The 16,348-nt window shown below is 47.2% G+C and carries 14 protein-coding genes and 1 other annotated feature; of the genes, 4 read left to right on the forward strand and 10 right to left on the reverse strand.

Annotation, left to right across the window (positions count from 1 at the left end; translation table 11 throughout):
- Nucleotides 1-57: 57 nt before the first annotated feature.
- From minD to EKM89_RS02560, 9 genes are all read right to left on the reverse strand, one after another.
- On the reverse strand, nt 58-864 hold the full coding sequence (gene minD, locus EKM89_RS02520; RefSeq protein WP_125685592.1) for a septum site-determining protein MinD: 807 nt from the start codon (nt 862-864) through the stop codon (nt 58-60).
- A 2-nt stretch (nt 865-866) separates the two neighbouring features.
- Nucleotides 867-1,535 carry a septum site-determining protein MinC gene (locus tag EKM89_RS02525; protein ID WP_125685593.1) on the reverse strand — a complete coding sequence of 223 codons (669 nt, stop codon included), beginning with the start codon at nt 1,533-1,535 and terminating at the stop codon, nt 867-869.
- A gap of 18 nt (nt 1,536-1,553) precedes the next feature.
- Complete coding sequence (gene mreD / locus EKM89_RS02530) at nt 1,554-2,087, reverse strand: rod shape-determining protein MreD (RefSeq protein ID WP_125685594.1); 534 nt, start codon at nt 2,085-2,087, stop codon at nt 1,554-1,556.
- Nucleotides 2,088-2,099: 12 nt separating this feature from the next.
- Nucleotides 2,100-2,951, reverse strand: coding sequence for a rod shape-determining protein MreC (gene mreC / locus EKM89_RS02535; protein ID WP_125685595.1), 852 nt, complete (start codon nt 2,949-2,951; stop codon nt 2,100-2,102).
- Between the two features lie 89 nt (nt 2,952-3,040).
- Complete coding sequence (locus EKM89_RS02540; protein ID WP_048732126.1) at nt 3,041-4,045, reverse strand: rod shape-determining protein; 1,005 nt, start codon at nt 4,043-4,045, stop codon at nt 3,041-3,043.
- Nucleotides 4,046-4,196: 151 nt separating this feature from the next.
- Complete coding sequence (locus EKM89_RS02545) at nt 4,197-4,862, reverse strand: JAB domain-containing protein (protein ID WP_125685596.1); 666 nt, start codon at nt 4,860-4,862, stop codon at nt 4,197-4,199.
- 41 nt (nt 4,863-4,903) lie between these two features.
- The gene (locus EKM89_RS02550; protein ID WP_125685597.1) at nt 4,904-6,226 is read right to left on the reverse strand and encodes a bifunctional folylpolyglutamate synthase/dihydrofolate synthase; all 1,323 of its coding nucleotides are present in this window, start codon (nt 6,224-6,226) and stop codon (nt 4,904-4,906) included.
- 458 nt (nt 6,227-6,684) lie between these two features.
- A complete protein-coding gene (locus EKM89_RS02555) occupies nt 6,685-9,351 on the reverse strand; it encodes a valine--tRNA ligase (RefSeq protein WP_125685598.1) in 2,667 nt (888 codons plus the stop codon).
- Nucleotides 9,352-9,419: 68 nt separating this feature from the next.
- Nucleotides 9,420-9,634: a binding site (T-box leader), on the reverse strand.
- A gap of 23 nt (nt 9,635-9,657) precedes the next feature.
- Nucleotides 9,658-10,167 carry a thiol peroxidase gene (locus tag EKM89_RS02560; RefSeq protein ID WP_125685599.1) on the reverse strand — a complete coding sequence of 170 codons (510 nt, stop codon included), beginning with the start codon at nt 10,165-10,167 and terminating at the stop codon, nt 9,658-9,660.
- Nucleotides 10,168-10,707: 540 nt separating this feature from the next.
- Here EKM89_RS02560 and EKM89_RS02565 point away from each other — a divergent pair.
- From EKM89_RS02565 to EKM89_RS02580, 4 genes are all read left to right on the forward strand, one after another.
- Complete coding sequence (locus EKM89_RS02565; protein ID WP_125685600.1) at nt 10,708-11,760, forward strand: PTS sugar transporter subunit IIC; 1,053 nt, start codon at nt 10,708-10,710, stop codon at nt 11,758-11,760.
- 17 nt (nt 11,761-11,777) lie between these two features.
- Entirely contained in the window at nt 11,778-12,764 is a 987-nt protein-coding gene (locus tag EKM89_RS02570) for a D-2-hydroxyacid dehydrogenase (RefSeq protein WP_125685601.1), read from the forward strand.
- A 125-nt stretch (nt 12,765-12,889) separates the two neighbouring features.
- Nucleotides 12,890-13,639, forward strand: a complete 750-nt coding sequence (locus EKM89_RS02575) for an IclR family transcriptional regulator (RefSeq protein WP_125685602.1) — start codon at nt 12,890-12,892, stop codon at nt 13,637-13,639.
- A gap of 344 nt (nt 13,640-13,983) precedes the next feature.
- A complete protein-coding gene (locus EKM89_RS02580) occupies nt 13,984-14,970 on the forward strand; it encodes a D-2-hydroxyacid dehydrogenase (protein ID WP_125685603.1) in 987 nt (328 codons plus the stop codon).
- A gap of 135 nt (nt 14,971-15,105) precedes the next feature.
- On the opposite strand, the gene thiI is transcribed toward EKM89_RS02580, so the two are convergent.
- Entirely contained in the window at nt 15,106-16,323 is a 1,218-nt protein-coding gene (gene thiI, locus EKM89_RS02585) for a tRNA uracil 4-sulfurtransferase ThiI (RefSeq protein WP_125685604.1), read from the reverse strand.
- Between the last annotated feature and the right edge of the window lie 25 nt (nt 16,324-16,348).

The raw sequence follows: 16,348 nt of genomic DNA on the forward strand, positions 1-16,348 counted from the left end.
GACCAGTAAGTCACGTCAACACGTAACCTACCAGTCCCTAATTTTTAATATTTTCTATTAACCACGGTGGAACCAGCCACTGACCTTATGCCAGAAACCAGTATCCTCTTGCTCCGTGATCTTCATCAAAGGCACCGTTTCACCCTCTAGACGACGAGCAACGTTGCGGTAACCTTGTGAAGCTGGATTGTCGGTCTGCATGACGATGGGTTCACCCTTGTTAGACGTGGTAATAACCGCGTCGTCGTCAAAGATGATGCCAAGCAATTCAATCCCCAGATGATGGGTGATCTCATCAATATCCATCATCGATCCATCCTGCATCATGTTCCGGCGAATCCGGTTGATCAGTAAGCGCGGTGCCTCAGTCAAGGGGTGTTGTTCTAACAACCCAACGACCCGATCGGCATCTCGTACCGCTGAAATTTCTGGTGTGGTAACCACAATAGCGGCGTCGGCACCAGCAACGGCGTTCATGAATCCCTGTTCGATTCCGGCTGGACAATCGATCAGAACGTAGTCGTAATCCGGCTTCAATTCATCCACGATTTCCTTGACCTGCTCAGGTTGGAGGGCCGTCTTATCGGTATTTTGTGCGGCTGGCAACAGGTAAAGCTTATCGTCAAAGCGTTTGTCTTTGACCAGTGCCTGTGGCAACTTTGCCCGGCCCTCGGCGACGTCCACGATATCGTAAATAATCCGATTATCGAGGCCTAACACCACGTCCAGGTTCCGCAACCCAATATCGAGGTCCATTAGACACACCCGCTTGCCCATCAAGGCTAACGCCGTTCCAATGTTGGCACTCGTTGTGGTTTTACCAACACCACCCTTACCGGAGGTGATCACAATTGCTTTTCCCATTTCTAAATTCCTCCAATCTGGTTATACAACTTCGGATTGATCTTCTTTAATTGCTCAAGCTTACCATACGACAAAACGTGTAGGTCGTTGACGTAAGCGATGGTTTGCCGCGAATCAGTCAGCTGTGCTGGTTCAACGATGTCAAACTGTTCTGCAATGCGGACCTGTTGTGCCGTCTGAAGATTTCCCATAATCAGCTTGGATTCATCATCGGGATAGCCCGCTTGCAGAATTCCAGCGACGCTACCCATGGAAAAGATATTGCCACTTGTCCGGAGCTTACCACCTTCGTGAATCGTGCCCAGAAACAAGACGTCTCCTTGCATGACCACTTCTTGACCGTTACGAATTACTTTGCTCAATAGGTGAACGTTCTCCCGTTCGCGGAGTTGAATTGCATCCGCCAGCGTAATCACGTTCGCCGCAATCTTATGAATTTCAAATCGCGGATAACCCGCCACAAGTTGTTCAATTTTAGTTTTCTCATCGGCCGTCAAAATTCGGTCCTCAGTCAAGACGTCCAACGAAACCTTGGCGTCCATCGTCTGTGGATCGACCTTGAGGTTTTCCAGTAGTGCTTTTAAATCGACCAAGACTTGGTCCAAACTTGCCGACTGTTTGAGCACCAAATCATAGCCGTTTTGCGTTCCCCGTAATACGGCAGCTTGCATAGCGTTCGTTCCCTTCACCTATTTTAACCAATTATACACCCATCGAATGGGGAAATATAAAATTACAAACATTGCCAGGTTAAAGGCAAGCGTGGGCCCTAAGGTGTTCACTAAAAATGAGCTCCCAGACATCGTCGTTAAATGAATTGCCCGACTCGCCAGGTACCCTAGCGCTTCCACAATGGTAATGTCGATGAAATAGATTAATAGACCGCTCAAAAAGTTAGGTCGAATGTACAGGACTAACCGCCGGGTGACGTAGATGACGACGGGGAAAACGAAGACGTATACCCCGAAAATACCGGTGTAATACAAGTCAAATACCGCTCCTGCAATAGCCGCCCACACCGCTAACGGCATAGGATATGCTTCCCCTTGGTCGGCTTCAAAAATGGCGCCGCAAACTAACCACAACACGACCAGATGGCTGACCATCGCCGACGGGTAGTGGAATAATTGCACACTAAAGCTCTGGCTAATCGAACCATCTAACAGTAACAGTAAGAATAAACCGATGGGGAAACCGAAGCGTAACTTTGATAATCGATACACGACTTATCCCCCCTACTGTTTCGTAACGGCTACCGTCACAACGTTTAGGCTGCTCAGGTCCGTTGCAGGTGTGATATAAAGTTTAGTTGCCAAACCGTAATCAGAACCTGACGCCTTGGCCACAGTCCCGACATACAGACCCTTAGGTGTCACACCACCGAGCCCACTCGTCACAACCTTGTCACCCTTACTGAGCTTAGCCTTGGTGGTAATGTTGTCCATTGTGATCTGGCCAGTCGTTGACTTGTAACCACTCAACACCCCATTGACCGTGGTTCCGGACTTAGTGGTAATTTGAACGGCAAATCGGTTGGCAGAATCATTGTTATCCGTGATCAATTCAACCTTAGAGTTGGTCTTGTTCACTTCAGCAATTCGACCAATCAGACCGGAGCCTGACATCACAGGCATGTTCTTCTGCACACCTGCCGCGGAGCCCTTATTGATAACCACTTGGTTTTGCCAAGATGATGGTGTCCGCGTAATTACGGCGGCTGAAACGGCCGTGTAATCCGTCAATGACGCATTTAACTTGAGTTCTTTTTTCAACTGCTTGTTTTCTTTGGCGAGGGTCTGGTCCCGTACCTTAGTCTGTGCCAATTCGCTAACCTGTTGTTTGAGTTGTTGATTTTCTTGATACGTATTCAACAACTCCGAAATGGAACTAACTGAACCGCTCAGACCATTAGCAGGTAATGCAACGACCCGGTCGACCAGTCCGACAATATCATTGCCAAATTGCTGAATCAGTGGTGGCGTTGACTTCTTATTACGAATAGTTACGGACACCGTCATCAAAGCAAAGCTAACAATCAAGCAGACAATAATAATGACCAGTCGCCGATTGAAAGAAAATTTCTGCATGTTTGACCTCCATCTTGTTCGGCATGTTAATTAGATTAATAAGCATACCGTCACAATAAAGAAGCGGGAAGCTGCCTTCCCGCTAGTCCCTATTTTTTCTTCATGACATCGATACTCTTTAAGGATTCACCAGTACCAGCTGCCACACAATCCAACGGATCATTTGCAATGGAGACCGGAACCTTGGTTGCATCAGCAATAACTTCTGAGAAGTTTTTGAGAAGGGCACCACCACCAGTTAACACGATGCCGTGATCAATCACGTCAGCAGCGATTTCTGGTGAGGTTTCTTCAAGTGTTTCTTTGATTGCCGTAATAACTGCCTGAACGGGTTCTTGGATGGCCTTCGCCACGTCGACCGCTGAGACTTCAATTGCTTTTGGCAAACCGGTAACTAAGTCTCGGCCGCGAATCGTCGCACCCTCGATCTTAGCGGCATCTTCAACTGAAGCGGAACCAATGTCCATCTTCAGCTTTTCAGCCGTCCGTTCACCAATCAACAAATTAAAGTTTGAGCGGACATACGTCGAGATGGCGTCATCCAACTTGTCGCCAGCCATTCGGATTGAACGACTAGAAACGATCCCACCTAAGGAAATCGTGGCTACGTCAGTCGTCCCACCACCAATGTCGACAACCATACTACCGGTTGGGTCCATAACGGGCAACCCGGCACCAATGGCCGCAGCAAATGGTTCTTCGATGACGTATGCATCACGAGCACCAGCAACACGGGTTGCGTCAATGACGGCCCGCTTTTCAACTTCCGTTACACCGCTTGGTACACAAACCATGACATAAGGCTTACCGCCTGAGCGACCAACTGTCTTGTCGATGAAGTACTTCATCATGGCAACCGTTGTATCGTAATCGGCGATAACCCCATCTTTCATGGGCCGAATGGCAACAATGCTTGCCGGAGTCCGGCCAATCATTGCTCGAGCGTCTTCACCAACGGACACAATTTCCCCAGACTTTGTGTTCTTGGCGACAACAGAAGGTTCGCGAAGAACGATTCCTTTACCGTCAACGTACACAATCGTATTGGCGGTACCTAAATCGATCCCAATATTTTTCGTTCCTAATCCGAACACTGTGTTTCATCCCTTCATTGTCAACAAAATATTAATATGCTTTGTCTTATTCATTGATAGACGTATTATAACATACCTATCTACGTGAGAACACGTCGTCAATGTCAAGAATACCGAACTTTTAACGAGAAAGAAATAGCAAAAAGCGATTTTAATCAGTTTTTAAAGGTTCTGACTCATTTGCCCCCTGGCCTATCGGTAATCGACCGGTCTCACGGAGGCTAAAATAGGTGGTTAGCCCAATTACAAAACCATCTAGTAACGGAATACCCATCAATTCTCCACAATGAGCTAACCGCCGCATAAAGCGTAGATCATTCCCCGATGGTTCCGCGACCCCACTGGGATGATTATGCGCAACCACAATGGCCGCGCCGCCTGCCAGAACGGCAACTCGGAAAATCTCGCGGGGATGAACTGGACAGCTGTCCAACGTCCCCTGAAAAACGATCTGCCGGTCAATAATCTGGTGTTTGGCATCGACCACTAACACCTCTAGACGTTCCTGAGGGACATAACGCAGATCATCCATCAAGAGTTGGCCAAGTTGACTGCTAGCCAATACCTCGCCTAAGATCAATCGGGGAGCTTGTTGTGCCCACCGTCCAAGATCAATGGCCGTTAGTAAGGCACGTCGTTTCCCATGGCCGGCCACATAACGCTGCGTCTGTAAACGACTTGCGTACCGTAAATCGGCCACGCTATGAAAGTAGTGAAAGAAACGATCTGTCTCTTTTGTGGTAGGCAATCCCAATTGTGTCAGAATCTGCCCAACCAGCTGGCGTTCTGTATGACTCGTTACCTTTACTCGTTGCATCAACTCATCCCCTTACGGTTAACTCCGTAAAAGAGAGCAAATTATTCGTCAGTTTCTTTAAAATATTGCCGAACTTCCGAAATAAAGTAGAGCGAGCCCGTTAATAGAATCAAATCATCGGCTGAAATGTTCGCCATGGCTTCCTTTAAAGCACTCGGCCAATCAGCAGCCATTGTGACTCGTCTGTTCGATGCCACCGCATCTTCCAGCGCTTGAGGTGTCGCGGCTGTCCGTTTTCCTGGCCCTTGAAACTGTGTCACGATGATGTGTACGTTCGGCACTTTCAGCAAGGTCTGCACCATCTTCTCATACTGCTTGTCGGCCAATACTGCCAGTACAATATAAATGTCGTGTTGCTTAAAGTGCTGCCGTAAGAGCCGAACCATTTCAACCATCGCTGGCTCGTTGTGTGCACCATCGATAGCAATCAGAGGTTCGTTCGTTAACCGTTCAAACCGACCTGGCCAGACAGTGTGCTTAAAACCCACACGAATATCGGCAATGTCATACGGCAGTTTTCGCAACTGATGATACGTGATAAATGCCGTAAGAGCTGTTGCCGCATTGTCGATTTGATATTGCCCCAACAAATCGATTTCTAAATGATGCCAGCGTAAATCATTCCAAGCATAGTCAAAGCGTTCACCCCACCCGGATTCAGGCTGGTCCTGAACGTGGAAATCCCGGTTCAACGCGCGAACTTCGGTCTGGTTCTTCGTGGCCGTCTGGTCCATAACATCCAGTGCATCCGGCGTTAACCGGCCACAGACCACCGGTACATTGGGCTTAATGATACCCGCCTTTTGTGCAGCAATCTTCGGAATCGTGTCACCCAAGATTTTCATGTGATCCATGCCAATCGTAGTGATTACGGACACTGCTGGTTGAATGATGTTGGTCGAATCATACAACCCACCCAACCCAACTTCAACGATCACAATATCCACAGGATGACTGGCGAAGTAACAGAACATCAGGGCCGTATCGATTTCAAATTCCGTTGGACCCTCTTCAGCTAATTCGGCATCTAACCGTGTCACTACGGGCTGAATCCGATTGACCATGGTGACTAAATCAGCATCACTGATTGGTTGGCCATCCGTGCTGATGCGTTCGTTAAAACGTGTAATGAACGGAGAGGTAAAGGTCCCAACTGTCTGGCCCTCAGCCATGAACAGGTCCCGTAAAAAGGCAACCGTGGACCCTTTACCATTGGTACCGGCAACGTGAATCGTATCCTTCAACTGTTCCTGCGGGTCCCCCAAGATGTGCATAAACTGCCGCATCCGGTTCAGCGTGGGCTTCTTCTTAAAGCGGTCTCTGCCGTGAATGAACTGCAGAGCCTCAGCGTAAGTTTTTACCAAAATTAAAACCTCCCGAATAATCGCTATTTCTCAGTCTAGCAGATTTTTTGGGCTAGGGAAGTGTTAATTGGTTGCCCGGATTTAAATTACCGATTACTTTTTTCTCAATTCGTGTCAATAGGGCCCGAATAGCAACCAGGATCATCACTGCACTACCACTACCTACTCTCGGCTTGCTTGCAGTCGGTCAGTCTAAACAATCCAAGACGTAAAAGTGAAATTGGGACATAACTCAAAAAGTTGTTCCTTTCAGAATCTAATAATTCTGAAAGGAACAACTTTTATTTACGCCACCATAATACCGAAACGTGCGCCATAAGGCATTATTGTCCTTAATCCGATAGCAGAAATTATGCTCGCAAACTAACCGCCTTATGTCCCAATCTAATTTTCGTTTCTCAAGGGACTAGTCACGTCACAGCACTAATCTTACTAGGCTTCACTTATATTTTTAAAGCTTAAAGTTGTGCTTTGATGTCAGCTAACCGTTGTTGCGTAGCTGACAGCTTCTTTTCGTTGTCCGCTTGCTTTTCTCGTTCGGCGTTGACCACGTCTTCTGGGGCGTTGGCAACGAAACGTTCGTTACCAAGCTTTTTGGTTGCCCGTTGAACTTCAGCCGTGTACTTATCAACTTCTTTGTCCAAACGCTTAACCTCATCATGAAGGTCGACCAATTCGGCTAATGGTACGGAAACCTCGGCACCCGTGATAACACCGGTCATGGCTAACTTAGGAGCAGTTAAGTTGGCACCGATCTCCAAGTTTTTGGGATGAACAAACCGATCAATGTAGTCACGGTTATTTTCAAAGACACCTTGAAGTTGATCGTCGCTGGTCTTGATCTGCAAATCGATTGGTGTTGACATTGGCGCATTGGCCTCAACCCGGATGTTCCGGACAGCCTTGATCAAATCGATTAGGCTAGTCATGTCGTCTTCCGCCGTGGCGTTGTCAAATTCTGGATGGTCGATTGGGTAAGCCGCTGTTACCAGTGATTGCCCGTCATGTGGCATAGCTTGCCAGATAGCTTCCGTCACGAATGGCATGATTGGGTGTAACAAGCGTAAGGTTTGGTCCAGAACGTATGCCAACAGGTCCTGCTTGTTCGCCTTAGCCGCCTCATCATCGCCCGTCAGGACTTCCTTACTCATTTCAATATACCAGTCACAGAAATCATTCCAAATGAAGTTGTACAATGCGCGACCGGCTTCACCGAATTCGAACTTGTCAAACATTTCCGTTACGTGCTTAACCGTGTTATTCAAGCGACTTAAGATCCACTTGTCGGTCAGGTCCCACTCGTCAGTAGCAGGCACTTCTGGTTTCGTGTTTTCGCCTAAGTTCATGATAACAAATCGGCTGGCGTTCCAGATTTTGTTGATGAAGTTCCAGGCCGCATCCATCTTATCATAACTGAATCGGACATCTTGCCCCGCCGTCGAACCGGTAGATAGGAACCATCGTAGCGCATCGGCACCGTATTTGTCGATCACATCCATTGGGTCGATCCCGTTACCGAGCGACTTGCTCATCTTCCGACCATCTTCGTCCCGCATTAAACCATGTATGAGTACGTGTTTGAACGGTTTCTTGCCAGTAAATTCGAGGCTTTGGAAAATCATTCGGGAAATCCAGAAGAAGATGATATCGTAACCAGTAACCAAGGTGTCGGTGGGGAAGTAACGTTTGTAATCGGCGCTATCTTCGTCCGGCCAACCCATCGTCGAAAATGGCCACAGGGCACTGGAGAACCAGGTGTCCAAGACATCAGGGTCTTGTTCCCAATTTTCAATATCCTTAGGTGCTTCCTCGTTGACGTAAACTTCGCCGGTCTTCTTGTTGTACCAGGCTGGAATCCGGTGACCCCACCAGAGTTGACGGGAAATAACCCAGTCATGGACGTTTTCCATCCATTGCGTAAAGGTATGTTCGAACCGTTCTGGCACGAAATCAACCGCATTGTCACCCGTTTGATTCTTGATGGCAGCTTCGGCAAGGGGCTTCATCTTCACAAACCATTGCGTTGACAACCGGGCTTCGACTTGAACCCCAGTTCGTTCGGAGTGACCAACGGAGTGGACGATCGGGTCGATTTTAATCATTAACCCTTGCGCGTCTAAATCAGCGACCATGGCCTTCCGCGCATCGAAACGGTCCATGCCAGCATACTTACCGGCCTTGTCGTTCATAGAAGCATCTTCGTTCATGGTATTGATGCGTTCGAGGTTGTGGCGATTGCCCACTAAGAAGTCATTAGGGTCGTGGGCTGGTGTAATCTTCACCATCCCGGTCCCAAAGTTAATATCGACATATTGGTCGGCAATAATCGGGATTTCACGGTCGGCTAATGGCAGGATAACCTTCTTACCAACTAAGTCCTTGTACCGATCATCGTCAGGATTAACGGCAACAGCAGTATCCCCCATCATGGTTTCTGGACGAGTCGTCGCAATTTCGATATAGTGCTTGCCGTTAAATGTATCATCCGGGTTCGCGAATGGGTACTTAACGTGGTAGAAGGCGCCCTTGTCGTCTTGGTGAATAACTTCGATATCAGATAGCGCCGTCCGTGCTTGCGGATCCCAGTTAATGATGTACTCACCACGGTAGATCAGGCCCTTCTTGTACAACGTCACGAAGACCTTTTTAACGGCATCGGATAAGCCTTTGTCCAAAGTGAACCGTTCACGGGAGTAATCCATGGACAATCCCATCTTAGCCCATTGTTTATGAATGGTTGCGGCGTATTCGTCCTTCCATTCCCAAACCTTGTCGACGAACTTTTCACGACCTAAATCATAACGCGTGATTCCTTGTTCGCGTAATCGCGCTTCGACCTTAGCTTGCGTGGCAATTCCGGCATGGTCCATCCCTGGAATCCAGAGTGTATCATAACCCTGCATCCGCTTTTGTCGAACAATCATGTCTTGTAAGGTCGTATCCCAAGCATGGCCTAAATGGAGCTTCCCGGTCACGTTTGGCGGCGGTAACACGATGGAATAAGGGGTGGCTTTCTTGTCACCGCTGGGTTTGAAAACATCTTCATCAAGCCAAGTTTGATAACGACCAGCTTCAACGGCGGTCGGATCGTACTTGGTTGGCATATCGATTTGCTTATCAGCCATTTGTAATCAATTCCTTTCTTGTCTAAACAAAGTTAACTTCTGAAGGTACAAAAAATCTTCATCCTAAAGATTAGGACGAAGATTTCTTCGCGGTACCACCTAAATTGGGCGTTCATGCCCCACTTAACTTCTTTGTTAACGGAGAGTGCTCCGGTCCGGACTTACTACTGGTTCAGTCCGTCAGCTCGCAAGCTACTTTCACGTTAGTCTACCCACCGGTTTCCAGCAATTCCGGCTCTCTATGCGGTTTAACTAACACTACTCACTTGTTCAACGCCACTTTCACATAGTGTACTCAATTTTAGCCTAAAGGTCAACACGTGGGACTAACTTTTCGAGGGCGTTAATGGCAGCCAAGTAATCTGGTTCACTCGATTGTTCCTTGACGATTTGCCGATAAACGATCTTACCAGTGTCATCAATGATCCAGATAGAACGCGCCAGGTTGCCCAGGTTAGGAACGTATAGGCCCATCTCGTACCCAAATGATAATTCTTCATCGGATAACAGGTCAACATTTTCCACACCCTGAGCGGCACACCAACCAGTTTGTTCTGCAATCGAATTGTTTGAAACTGTACAGAATCTAGCATCTGGATAATGGTCTGCCTGCTGAGTAAACTTCCGCGTCTGAATCGTGCAAACGGGCGTATCGAGGTCCGGAACAACACTAATCAAAGTCACCTTACCAATTAAATTAGCAGTTTTAACTTTGACATTGTTCTGATCAAACACCTTAAACTTTGGTAACTGATCCCCTACTTCTGGCAAGTCGCCGGAAAGAGAGAATGTATCGCCGAGTCGTGTAACTTCCACGCAGATCAACCCCTTCGAGATATTTATCGGTTCTTCACCGATTAATTGCTTCAATTATCGCGCATTCGGCGGGTGAAAGACAAGCTTTTTGATAGAAAATACTAAAAAAGTAATAGGCAAGCAATTAGAGGGACTACCGTTCACACTATTTTCCAGCTCATATCTGCCGACTGGTAAGGTGAAGACCGGTCTACGTTACCTAATTTCAGTTTCGGGATTGCTATTCCAAAAGTCATCATAATTATTGGGGAACCTTCTTTAGCTGAAATGCTGTGAATAGAACGCCATAAACACGTCACAAAGAGCGTCTTTGTCTCAAAAGTCTAGCTACTACTGGACAATCAGCTGCCATAATTTCTTCGCAAGAACATCGACAATTATTTTTAATATTTTAGTCTTACATATAGTGCCCCATCAAAATGTTCACCTCTACACAAAAAGTTCTTGCAAAAACAATCACAAGAGCTTAGTATTTATCTCGAAAACAGAAATGGAACACTGTTCCATTTCTGAAATTAAATTAAGCGAGGCGTTCAAATTATGAAAGAACTACGACAATATAAAATGGGTGAGTTTTGGAACAAGTTGCTCTCTGGAGTTGCTATGGCAATCGTTGTTGCCGTTACGCCAGGTGCCATCATCGCACCATTCATTAGCGGTCTAGCTCAAAACAGTAGTTTCTGGGCAACCATCAATACCGCAACCAACATGGGAACCTACATTGTTCCGGTTGCTGCTGCCGCATTAGCCGCAGATCAATTTGGCTTTACGATGATTGAAAAAGCCAGTGTCGCTCTGGCAGCTATCGCCGGAAGCGGGGCCGTTGTTTATTCAAAAGGGACTTGGACGCTCGTGGGCATGGGCGACCTGATTAATACCATTCTCATTATTGCTTTAGCCATTGTTGCTATTTTCCTAGTAAGAAATTACGTCGGGAGCTTCTCAATTATTTTAGAACCTATCCTCTGTGGTTCAATCATCGGCGGCTTTGGGATGTGGTCCTACACTTACGTTCACATGATCTCAATGGGTGTCGGTAGCATTCTCAATTCATTCACCAATCTCCAACCAATTCTGCTCTGCACACTAATCGCCATGTCTTTTGCCATCATCATTGCCACGCCGCTTTCCACCGTTGGACTAGCTTATGCTATTGGGATAAATGGCATCGCCGGCGGTGCCGCATCCGTTGGTGCAACCGCCTGTTTCATGATGGTTGCCGTTGCGACCTATAAAATGAACGGTAAAGGCGTTTCATTCGCTATGTTCTGGGGCGGTGTCAAGATGATGCTCGCTAACTTCGTTAAACATCCCCGGATGCTACTGCCTATCGCCGTGGTTGGTGCCTTGACAGGATTTACGGATTCCTTCTTAAACATTAAAGCCGGTTCTGCTTATGCCGGGTTTGGTCAACCCGTTGGTCCAATCAACTCATTTACTTATATGCAGGGATCAGTAATTTATAACGTCATCGTCCTAGCACTAATCTACTTCATTCTGCCAATCATCTATTCCCTAGTCGTTTACTTTATCTTCAAGAAGCTTCCTAAGGTATACAACGAAAACGATTGGAAAGTGGACTTGAGCAAATAACTTTGGAGGAATTAAAAATGAAATTATTCTGTTACGCTGTGCTCCCCGTAGAAAAGCCTTACATTACGGCTTGGGCCAAAGAAAATAATGTTGACGTCGAAATGATCAGTGATGAACTCAGCAAGGACAATGCTACTCTGGCTGAAGGATTCGACGGCGTATCTTCAGAAGGTATCACGCCAGTCGACGAAAGTGTCTACGCTACCTTTGAAAGATTCGGCATCAAGCAGTTAGCCATCCGACAAGTCGGCGTGGATAATCAAGACCTCGCTGCTGCTAAGAAACATGGAATCACCTTAACCAACGTGGCTTCCTACTCACCACGTGCCATTGCCGAGATGGGCGTCACGCAAGCGATGTATCTCCTGCGAAAAATTGGCATCTACCAACAACGCATGGCCGCTGGTAACTTTGCTTGGGACGAATCAACAATCAGTACGGAAATTTTCAATTGTACAGTCGGCTTGGTCGGCGCTGGTCATATTGGTAGTGCCACTGCACAAATTTACAGCGCCCTCGGTGCTAAGGTCTTAACCTATGATCCCTTCTATGATGCGGCACTGGAACCTTACACGACCTATGCCGACTTAGACACTGTGTTAAGAGAAGCGGATATTATTTCGCTACATACTCCCCTGCTCCCGTCAACAAAGAATATGATTGCTGCTACTGCCTTTCAGAAAATGAAGCCTAACAGCATTCTTATTAACATGGCCCGTGGTGAACTTGTTGACACAGGTGCTTTAATCACGGCGCTCAAGAACAAGCAGATTGCCGGCGCTGGTCTAGACACTTTAGCCGATGAAATCGACTTCTTCGGTCTACAGAAGGACTGTCAAGAGACGCCAAGTGACTATCAAATACTCACTCAAATGCCCAATGTCTTGGTGACGCCACATGTGGCCTTCTTCACCAAGCTAGCCATCAAGAACAGTATGGAAATCGCACTGAATGACGCGAAGACCATCATCAACGGTGACCGTAGCCACAACACGGTTAACTAAAAGCCGCCGCTCCACAGAAGATGGTTGTTAATTGAAGACAATGTCGCTATCATTTAGGTAGCGTAAGAAAAAGTACACCTCATCGTGTACTTTTCTTGATTAAGCTTTAAGGAGATGACTACCTCATGGCTGACGAAACTAAATTAAACAAAACAGTTATTCATGTCTTTGACATTTTAGATGCGATTAACGCCGCCGATACCTCAATTGGGGTAAGTGACTTAACACACCTGACCAAATTGCCTAAGACTACGGTTTTCCGCTTACTAACTACCCTAGAAGCAGTTAACGCGGTGGACAAAAATGCAAATCAACAATATAAAATCGGTCCCCGCTTAATTCCCTATGCCAAGAGTGTGGAACACCAAAATCTACTCGTGCAAACGGCAATTCCGTTCATGAAAGACTTTGTTAAGCAAACCAAGGAAGACATTAACCTCGGTGTCCTCTACAAGGATCAGGTCCTTTACCTACATTCTGAACAAGGAGATAAGTTCCGGCTTCAAGTCAACCTATTCCCAGTTGCTCCGCTCTACTGCAGTAGTCTTGGCAAGATATTTCTAAGTGAATTCTCACCGACTGATTTAGATACCTATCTAGCCCAGGAAGAACTTGACGAGCGAACAATCAATACGATTGTCGATCCGGATAAATTAAAGGTGGAAATTGCGGCAGCTAAAAAAGACCAGCTGGCCTATGATAATGAAGAATACGAGTACGGTCTAACCTGCATGGCCGTTCCCCTCTATCAAGACGGTAAAGTGGTCGCTGCCGCCAGTGTTTCCGGTCCAACGTCACGCTTAAGAGTTCGTGGCTGGGATAACGTCAAGGAGAGCATTATCGGCTTTGGGCAAACGCTGGATAAACTCCTGTAAGTCTGCGACGTCAATAAAGCTGACTACTATCCTAAACAAAAAGTGCGCATTCGACAGTTGCCGGATTCGCATTTTTTGATTTCTTATTTCCACATGTTTTTTAGCGTTTCTCGAGCCATTTAAACAATCCCCACTGACTCACGTAAATAGCTAGAACAATTCCACCAAACGAAATATAATTGTCACACACAACAAGATGGCGATATTCAATTGCGTTATTAGTTTGGCCGACAGCTATGTCCAAAATAAATTCCACCGAAAGCCACCTTTCGGCTTGCACTCCCCACCCTCTCTGTAGTTCAATTAAAGAAAGCGGTTTAAAAATATAATTGGAGGCTTTCAGATTGAAAATCTTTTGTTACGGCGTCTTATCCGTCGAAGAACCCTATGCACAAGCGTGGGGCAAAGCAAACCACGTCGAAGTTGGCACCACTAGTTCAGAACTCAGTGCTGACAACGCTGAATTAGCGAAGGGATATAACGGTGTCTCCTCTAAAGGAATCACGCCCGTCACTGAAGGGGCCTATGCAACCTTTGAAAAATTTGGCATTAAACAGCTAGCCATTCGTCAAGTCGGTGTCGACAACCAAGACCTCGTGGCCGCCAGCAAACACGGGATCACACTGACGAACGTGGCCTCCTACTCCCCCCGCGCCATTGCGGAAATGGGCGTGACACAAGCGATGTACCTGCTGCGTCACATCGGCGTCTATCAAGAACGCATGGCCGCCGGCAACTTCGCTTGGGATGGGTCCACCATCAGTACCGAAATCTTCAACTGCACGGTCGGCCTGATTGGCGCCGGTCACATTGGCGGGGCCACCGCACAAATTTATAGCGCATTGGGGGCTAAGGTCTTGACCTACGACCCCTTCTACGATGCGGCCTTAGAACCCTACACGACCTACACCGACTTAGAAACAATCTTAAAGGAAGCCGATATTATCTCGCTGCACACGCCACTCTTACCATCGACCAAGAACATTATCGACGCGGCCGCCTTGAAAAAAATGAAAGCCAACGCGATTCTGATCAACATGGCCCGTGGCGAATTGATTGATACGCAAGCATTGATTGACGCCCTCAAAGCCAAAGAAATTGCTGGTGCCGGTCTGGATACGTTGGCTAATGAAGTCGGCTTCTTCCGTCTCAAGAAACCATACGCCGAGACACCGAAAGACTTCCAAGAACTAAATGCCATGTCAAATGTGGTCATTACACCTCACGTGGCCTTTTTCACCAAGTTAGCCGTTAAGAACGGTCTCGAAATCGCGCTGAACGATGCTAAAACTATCATCACTGGTGGTCGTAGCCGTCACGCAGTTAACTAAATTTCGGTATACAAAAGAGCTGTGCAAATTTTGCACAGCTCTTTTCTACGTCTTTGATTGGGCTAGATGGCCCATGTGCCCAGAGGGAAACAGGTTACGTTTAAACCTGCTCAATACGCCTTGCACATTCTCTGTTTACAATAGTTCCGCAAATACATCTTCATTTTGGTTCAGGTAGTTGTCCCCTGGCCGGATCTCCGTGATAGTAATCCCGTCGAGTGCTTCCTGCATCAGCCCCTCAACGTCAATGTAGCCTTCATACTTCCGTGACTTTTCCAAGTCGGGATGCGTCTTGGGTGCCGGTGGCGTGAAAATCGTGCAGCAATCTTCGTATGGCAAAATCGACAGGTCATAGGTGTCGATATTTTTGGCAACCTTAATGATTTCCGTCTTATCCATCGACAACAATGGCCGCAAAATCGGCATGGACGTAACATCATTAATGGCAGCCATGCTTTCCAACGTTTGTGATGCCACTTGGCCCAAAGATTCTCCGTTGAAGATCCCTTTGGCGTGACGCTTCTCAGCAATCGCTGCCGTCAACCGTAACATCAACCGACGTTGCACCGTCATCAGGTAACCCTCGGGAACTTTTTCCTTGATAGTTTCCTGAATCTTAGTGAACGGTACCTGGATGAATTGGATACCACCAGAGTACCCTGCCAACCGTGCCGTTAATTCCTTTGCTTTAGCCAAGGCTTGTTCGGACGTGTAGGGTGGACTAAAGAAGTGGACCATGTCAATCTTAACGCCCCGCCGTAAAGCGTAGTAGGACGCAACCGGTGAGTCAATCCCACCAGAAAGCATCATCACGGCCTTACCGCCAGTACCCACAGGCAATCCACCGGCACCTTGGACGGTTTCGCCGGATAAGAAGACCCCGTTCATCCGCACTTCGACCCGTAATTCCAGATCAGGGTGCTTCATTTTAACGGTCAATTCGGGAATATTTTCGAGTAGCGTGCTCCCCAGAATTTCGTTCATCTGATAAGTGTCGTACGCGAATTCTTTATCTTGACGTCGCGTATTGATTTTAAAGGTCATACCTGGTTTGAAGGCTTCCTTAACCATGGCCACGGCCGTTTTCTTGATGGCGTCGATATCCTTATCCACCTTGACCGATGGCGAAAAGTTTTCGATACCAAAAACACCCTTCAAACGTTTCATAACGGCCTCTGAATCCGCCCCGTTTAAAGTAACGTGTAGGCGGTCGTGTTGTGCCTTGACTTCAATACCCTCAAAGGTACTGAGCGCCTTGCGGACGTTTTGGCCCAACTGCTTGATGAAGTCTTTTTTGTTCTTTCCCTTCGTCGACAGTTCGCCGTAACGGACCATAATTTCGCTGTATTCCATTGCGCGACCCCTTTCGTTTTGTAGT

This window comes from Levilactobacillus fujinensis, from assembly GCF_003946335.1.
Taxonomy (GTDB): Bacteria; Bacillota; Bacilli; order Lactobacillales; family Lactobacillaceae; genus Levilactobacillus; species Levilactobacillus fujinensis.